The following is a 6,443-nucleotide window of genomic DNA, read 5'->3' as shown; positions in this document are numbered from 1 at the left end:
CTGCGCTCCTCTGCGTGATGGTTGGGTCGGGTTCCGACAGACTGCGTTTTATCATCAGCGGTGGCGCAACACCTTCTTTCCGGACGGACGAGATGGGGCACGAAGCCGATTAGCCCATCTATGCTGATGCTCCTACGGCCGCCCTGTTGAACCGGTCTCAGGGCCACGAACTTTCTCCAGCACCGAACTGACTTGATCCCGCTTACGGGCATTTCGGTGCTTCCGCCTTGTACGCCCTTGTTTGCCTTGGTCGGGAGAGAGGCGCGCGGCCCTCTCTCCCCGCAAGCCCCGCCGGCGGTCTCCCCCATCTTCCTGCGCTTCGCTCCGTGCAGACCGGGGATACCCCTCCGCCGCCGTGGCTTGCCCCCTCGCTCCCCGCTGCTCGCCGCGAGGCAGGGGTTCAGGTGGCCTGAACCCTTCAGGTCAACCTGAGAGCAACAAGGAGCAAGACCATGACCACGACAGAAACCACCATCCCGCTCGGCAAGCTGGTGCCGAGCAAATCCAACGTACGGCGCATCACAGACAAGGGCGACCGGGCAGCGCTGGCCGCCAGCATCGAGCATCACGGCCTCATCCAGAACCTCGTCGTCCGCAAGGCAGAGAAAGGAAACAAATACGAAGTGGTGGCCGGTGGCCGTCGTCTTGATGCCTTGACGCTATTGATGAAGGAGGGCCGCTCTATTGAGGCGGTGGCCGTCACCAAGGACTATCCGGTGCGGGTGGTGCTGAAAGGCGAAGGCAGCGACACCGAGATTTCCCTTGCCGAGAACGTACAGCGTGTCGGTATGCACCCCGTCGATGAAATCACCGCCTATCGTGAGTTGGCCGAGCAGGGCGCGGAGGTCGAGAACATCGCCGCCCGGTTCGGGCAGTCGGTGGTGACCGTCCGGCAGCGGCTTAAGCTGGCGAGCCTGTCGCCGCGCATCCTTGACGTGATGCGTGACGATGAAATCACCCTTGAACAGGCGCGGGCACTCGCCATCAGCGACGACCACGAGGCGCAGGAGAAGGCTTGGTTCGAGCAGTCCAACTGGAACCGTGACCCGCGCAGCCTACGGGCGTTCCTGACGCAGGCCCATGTGCGGGCGACCGACCGGCTGGCGCGCTTTGTCGGGCTTGAAGCCTATGAGCAGGCCGGGGGCGGGGTGCTGCGCGACCTGTTCGCGGAGGATGCCACCACCTACCTCACTGACCGGCCTTTGCTGGTGACGCTGGCGAGCGGGCGATTGGAGGTCGTTGCCGAGGAATTGCGGCAGCGCGGCTGGAAATGGGCCGAGGTCTCGCTGGAGAGCAATATCAGCTATGGCGGCGGGTTTGGGCGCATCCACATGCGCAGCCGGGCGCTCGATGAGACGGAGCAGACCGAACTTGATGCTTTGGCCGCCGAATTCGATGCCCTGGCGGAGCGGATTGACGGGTATGACGACGGCGACCCGCAGCTTGAGGCAGACGAGCAGCGGCAGCAGAAGGTGTCTGCGCGCATCGACGCCATCCAGTCGGCCAGCCAGTCGTTCGACCCGCAGGAAGTGGCGGTGGCGGGCTGCCTTGTCGGCATCGGCTACGATGGCACGCTGGAGGTTGTTCAGGGGCTGGTCAAGCCCGAAGACCAGAAAGCGCTCGCTGCTTTGCGGGCACCTGACGGAGAGCAGGAAGAAGGTGAAGAGGCCGAGAGCGACGAGGAAGCCGAGACCAAGGCGAGCGGCCTTTCCGCAAGTCTGGTGGAGGAACTGACCGCTATTCGAACAGCGGCGATGCGCGTGGAGTTGGTGGCGCGCCCGGAGGTGGCACTGGCGGCTATCCTGATGCCGCTCCTGAGCCGCACGTTCCATACTTACGCACTGCGTTCGGGTGTGGATGCCGCCGTGGAAGTCCGGGGCGAATGCGTCACCCTGTCGACGAGCATCAAGGACCCGGATGCCTGCCGTGCCTTGTCGGGCTGGAACGACATCATCGAGGGTTGGAGCCACCATATCCCCGGTGAACCGGCAGACCTGTGGCCGTGGCTGTTGAAGCAGGAGCTTGCTCGCCTGCTCGACCTGTTGGCGGTGGTGGCTGCCGCCAACCTCAACGCCGTGGCGGGCCGCTACAACGCCAGCCGCAGCAGGCTGGGTCAGGCCGACGCCATTGCCGAGGCCGTGGGATTGGACATGCAGCAGTGGTGGGAGCCCGGAGCGCCGTTTCTGGCCCGCTTATCAAAGGCCGACATCGCCGATGTCCTGCGCGAGGCGGGATGCTCGGAGACAGCTGCTAAGGCGGTGGAACGGTCGCCGAAAGAGGAGGCCGTAGCCTTGGCCGAAAAGGAACTGGCCGGGAAGGGTTGGCTGCCGATGCCGTTGCGCGGGGCGAGGAAGGCCGAACCGTCTGTCATGGCGGAGGCGGCTGAATAGTCAGCCGTATCTTCGCAGGAAAGCCCGGTGCCGGTGACGGTGCCGGGCTTTGTTGCTTAGGGCGAGGGTCCCACACCCACCCTCGCGCTCCCGCCCGCCCACAAGAGGGCCCGGCCACCGAAGCGCCAGACGGCCTCCTGGCTCGGACGCTCAAGGTATTTCGTACGGCGTTCTCGCCATGTGTCCGTTTACCGATGGCTCCGATAGTAGGGGCGCACATAGGTCCCGTTCTTGCGGAAATAGCCCCTGACATAGTTGGTTCTAGGCAACCCCGTGACGCAGCTGATGGCGCCGTACTGATTGGGAGAAACGCAACCTGACGAGCCAGAGCCCGTCGATGGCTTGTAGCTGCCAGGCGAAGCCTGAGCCGAGCTTTGCGCGGATGCGGCAGCAACGCCTGTTTCGCCCGCGATATCCGCTGGCGATGTTCCGCCTTTCGAAGGCGACATCGCGCCTAGGACAACGTCTGCGTTGTTGCCGAAGGCGACCTGACCGGTTCGGCCATCGGAGGTTTCGACATAACCGGACCCACTCATGCCATCGGCGGCGCGAGTAACCACCGCACGACCGAGTTTCCCGTTGGAACAGGTTACGGGGACCGAGATGGTAGGCGAGGTGTCGAGCGCGTTGTAGGTGCCGCTGCACTTGAGCGACCCATCGGCAGTGGCGACTTTGAATGTTCCGCCGGAGACAGCAGCCGTGGTCGTTCCGACCATCGACGTGCCGTCCGATAGCCGGACCGCCGCAGGGAGGGTCATCGAACCACAGGCCGACAGCAATAACAGAGCGGCGGTCGCCCCCGCCAATCGAAGCCGCTTCATAACCAGCTCAAGTCGGAGGAATGTCGGAGAGCTTGCAACTGTCAATCACCCGCTGCATAGCTGCTTTGGATCCGCGCGAGCTGAAGCTCGCGGAATCACGGTTTCCGGCAATGTCGAAGCCGACATTGACCTTGCCCTTCGTATTCTTGATTTCCTGAATCGCGGCTATCACTTCGGGTACGCGGCCAACGGCCACAATCCCGGCGTAGTTGTCGTTCCAAGCGCGGATCGACGCGTCGAGTTTCAATGGAGCAGGACTGTTACCCTGCAGGTAGAGGGTCGCCGGGCCTTCCGTGACCGCGTCGAACTCCTTCTTACGCATGATGTAGGCGACGAAGAGCACGTCTTTGCTGTCACATTGGACAACGAGAGATTCCCGGTCATTACCTTCGGTAGCGAGCACCTTGGTGACGCCAAACACGTCAGGACCTTCAGTGTTAGCCTGCCAGGCCAGCGACGGCTCAACACTGATCGCCACGACAAGAGATGCGAGCAAGACTGTTTTGAACATCTGAAATCCCCAACCCGCGCAAATACAAAGCAGAAACGCCAGGTGTTGTCGATCGGATGGAGAAGGATTTCTTATTGCTGCGCGGCAGTGCCCGCGACCAGAATGCGGATAGAGCTCTTATCTCAGCTTCCGGGTGGCGTTTGGCGTCCACAAATCGTAACGATCGCGGCACTTCCCCAGACTGCGCGAGGGACAAACGTAATCCAGTAGTCCCGACTGGTTGTCGCCGGACCGAACCAGAAGTAGGGCGATGCGCTTTTCCATTCCGGCAAGTCTATTGCGGGCGCCCGTTCTTCGTCGGCTGCGGGCGTCGGAAATCCATCGGGGCCGATGGTGATCATGGAAATGCCGATGTAGCTCCCGGCTTTGAAGTGGCCGACGAACTCGACCGCGTCACCGATATACCGAAAGCATCCGTCGGTTCGGCCGAGTTTGAAATTCTGGATGGGTGCAGGCTGAGGTGGTTCGTCCTGGGCTTGTGCGGGGGCTAAGAGCAGACCGATTGCGCCCACGGCCCACCCGATCGTCCGTAACGACGGAATGTCGGCACTCCACCTTGCCGCACGGCGCATTGTGGAGATCGTCCTCACAGCGGCCAACCGACTATGCCAGTCAAATCTTGCAGATCTTGGTCTTTAGGTATTGGACGGCCTCACCAAGGATCTTTTCCTTGAGTTCCCTATATCCGTCTTGCTTCTCATCGAGGTCGATCGGTCCGAACCGCACCATTGTGCCTTTGGCGAAGTTCTTCCCCATCCATTCACATTCGCGACGACCGCTGGCCAGACATTGAATTTTTGAACCAGACAACGCGATCGAGTCGGTGGGGCCACCATAGACGAGCTTGGCATCCGTGAGGCCCGAAAGGTCAATGCGCGCTTGCCAGGTCCCAAATGTATTCTGGTCTCCTTTGTCGACCACGCTGTACAAAAACGAGCAGTTGCCCTGATCGGTCACGCTAAAGGTTGCCATGTCGCGGCTTTGTCCTTGGGCAGACCCGTTGATGGTGAGGACGAGCGGCTTGTCTTGGCTGGCCAGGACCTTCAGTTCAAAGTCTTTGTCCTTTCGAACAGTCCCTTTCTGGAAGCCGCTGAAAATGAACATCGCGACCTCCTCCGGCGGCTTTCCGTCAAACGGATTGCTTGAGCCGGAACACGCAGAAACCAGGACACCGGCAAGGACACTTGCGAGCAGCTTCGTTTTCATGATGCTTCCCCCGGGAAGATGATTAAGCCACTGGGCTTATGGTTTGAAGACGATCTTGTGGCGCAGCGGATCGCTCGGCACATACCATGAAGCCTGAATGTCGTAGCAGACAGCCGCCGAACCTCTGTTGGCCACGTCGCCTGGGAGGTCGATGTCCCTGACGTGCTGGTACGTGCCTGTCTGCTTGAGCTGATCGGTGGCGAAGCCACCAGCCTGAAAATAGGCGGTGAGCTTGGCATGGTCGACGGCGAGCCCTGGGCAGTTCTTTTCGGCATATTCAGTGATCGCTAAGGTGGCGGCCGCTTCGCCTAGTTTCGGCGGTTTGGCGCTGGCTGCGGTGATACTGGCAGCAATCGCCATGATCGCGAGCGGACTCACCCTGGAAAGAGTCTTTGTCATCGTGAGAAGCTCCACAGCGCCACGGTTCAGTTGTCGCACTTCCAGCCGCGGTACACGGTGCAGGCCTTGTAGGTAGCGTCGGAACTGCAGGCGGCGAAAATCGGCTCCGCCGCAGAGTGGGCCTTAATAAACTGGTTCAAGGTGGCATCCTTCACCACAAACTTGTCCTCACAATCGTGGGGGGTATCACCTCCGTCTCCGCCGACAATGCACGTGAACTTCGCGTCCGTGCCCGAGATCATGATGTCGCCCTTGCCGTCAGGAAAGCTGTCGGTCAGGCCGGAGAAGGCGAAGACGTTTTTCGCCTTGGTGAAGTCATAAAGCCGCTGAAACGCGAGGTTGGGCCGGTTGATGCGATAGTGGCAAAGGTCGATCTGTTCGACCATGTCAACCGTGACGTCCAGCGGTGAAAGAAGGCCCGCGACGGCGTCGCGGACAATCCGACGGTTCTGCGGGTTGTCCGGGGGACCTGCGTGCGCGGTTACCGCGTTCGCGGCAATGCACGAGGCCAGTAAGGCTGCTTTTCTGATAGTCATGAAGTTTCTCCGGAGGGACGAACAAAACGCTTGCCAGCCGGTGAGGCTAGGCTTTGCGGGACGGCAGGAGCGCGCGGACAATGCCGAAGAGCACGACGCCCCCGACAAGGCCGATCGCGCCACAGGTCATAAGGTGGGTCATCAGCTCGCTGCGGAAGGGCGCATCCATGGGACTGGCGCTGAACAGGACCTCGAGCGGAATCTGAAAGCCGATATGGGACGGCCGGGTTGCATAACCTACGAGAAGGCCAAGGATCAGGCCGGCGGGGATGAGCAGAATCGACATTGATGCTCCGATGATGGGCTTGTGGCGTCCAGTGATGGGGCGAGGAATGGCTAACGCGAACAGGGGTGCCGGCACTTGGCGCTGAGCCGGGAACGATCAGTTCGCATCATGGGAGAGACCGTCGAGAATGATTTGGGAAAGGCACGAAGGGGCGGGCTGGCCGCCTGCCTTGCCATCCCCACGGGGAGCATTCCTATCAAAACTCACGACATTTGCGCACGCCTCCCACAGCGCGCGCTAGGAGCTTTTCTGCTCAAGCTTTGCGCAAAGTAACTGTCAGTTAAGCCCAAAAAG

7 protein-coding genes are annotated in these 6,443 nt (G+C 61.2%); 1 reads left to right on the top strand and 6 read right to left on the bottom strand.

Translation table 11 applies throughout. The features are described 5' to 3' along the window. Positions 1–452: 452 nt before the first annotated feature. The gene (locus PU724_RS31245) at positions 453–2,390 is read left to right on the top strand and encodes a ParB/RepB/Spo0J family partition protein (protein WP_354425459.1); all 1,938 of its coding nucleotides are present in this window, start codon (positions 453–455) and stop codon (positions 2,388–2,390) included. Positions 2,391–2,578: 188 nt separating this feature from the next. Here the strand turns inward: PU724_RS31245 and PU724_RS31240 are convergent, their stop codons facing one another. The 6 genes from PU724_RS31240 to PU724_RS31215 all read right to left on the bottom strand — a co-directional run bounded on the left by PU724_RS31240 (position 2,579) and on the right by PU724_RS31215 (position 6,149). Continuing rightward, positions 2,579–3,211 (bottom strand): hypothetical protein, encoded by a 633-nt coding sequence (locus PU724_RS31240; RefSeq protein WP_354425461.1) that lies wholly within the window; start codon positions 3,209–3,211, stop codon positions 2,579–2,581. Between the two features lie 7 nt (positions 3,212–3,218). Beyond that, positions 3,219–3,722, bottom strand: coding sequence for a hypothetical protein (locus PU724_RS31235; RefSeq protein ID WP_135918609.1), 504 nt, complete (start codon positions 3,720–3,722; stop codon positions 3,219–3,221). 612 nt (positions 3,723–4,334) lie between these two features. After that, positions 4,335–4,928 carry a hypothetical protein gene (locus PU724_RS31230; protein ID WP_354425463.1) on the bottom strand — a complete coding sequence of 198 codons (594 nt, stop codon included), beginning with the start codon at positions 4,926–4,928 and terminating at the stop codon, positions 4,335–4,337. Positions 4,929–4,964: 36 nt separating this feature from the next. Beyond that, positions 4,965–5,327 (bottom strand): hypothetical protein, encoded by a 363-nt coding sequence (locus PU724_RS31225; RefSeq protein ID WP_354425465.1) that lies wholly within the window; start codon positions 5,325–5,327, stop codon positions 4,965–4,967. Positions 5,328–5,353: 26 nt separating this feature from the next. Continuing rightward, on the bottom strand, positions 5,354–5,863 hold the full coding sequence (locus PU724_RS31220; RefSeq protein ID WP_354425467.1) for a hypothetical protein: 510 nt from the start codon (positions 5,861–5,863) through the stop codon (positions 5,354–5,356). Positions 5,864–5,909: 46 nt separating this feature from the next. Beyond that, positions 5,910–6,149, bottom strand: coding sequence for a hypothetical protein (locus PU724_RS31215; RefSeq protein WP_354425469.1), 240 nt, complete (start codon positions 6,147–6,149; stop codon positions 5,910–5,912). Positions 6,150–6,443: the final 294 nt, after the last annotated feature.

Source organism: Mesorhizobium abyssinicae, from assembly GCF_049887195.1.
Taxonomy (GTDB): Bacteria; Pseudomonadota; Alphaproteobacteria; order Rhizobiales; family Rhizobiaceae; genus Mesorhizobium; species Mesorhizobium abyssinicae.
The sequence above is the reverse complement of the archived record's forward strand: the minus strand, read 5'-3'. Positions and strand labels throughout refer to the sequence as shown.

Coding starts and splice junctions, on each gene's coding strand:
- PU724_RS31245 (WP_354425459.1), top strand. CDS start 453: ATGACCACGACAGAAACCACCATCCCGCTCGGCAAGCTGGTGCCGAGC.
- PU724_RS31240 (WP_354425461.1), bottom strand. CDS start 3,211: ATGAAGCGGCTTCGATTGGCGGGGGCGACCGCCGCTCTGTTATTGCTG.
- PU724_RS31235 (WP_135918609.1), bottom strand. CDS start 3,722: ATGTTCAAAACAGTCTTGCTCGCATCTCTTGTCGTGGCGATCAGTGTT.
- PU724_RS31230 (WP_354425463.1), bottom strand. CDS start 4,928: ATGAAAACGAAGCTGCTCGCAAGTGTCCTTGCCGGTGTCCTGGTTTCT.
- PU724_RS31225 (WP_354425465.1), bottom strand. CDS start 5,327: ATGACAAAGACTCTTTCCAGGGTGAGTCCGCTCGCGATCATGGCGATT.
- PU724_RS31220 (WP_354425467.1), bottom strand. CDS start 5,863: ATGACTATCAGAAAAGCAGCCTTACTGGCCTCGTGCATTGCCGCGAAC.
- PU724_RS31215 (WP_354425469.1), bottom strand. CDS start 6,149: ATGTCGATTCTGCTCATCCCCGCCGGCCTGATCCTTGGCCTTCTCGTA.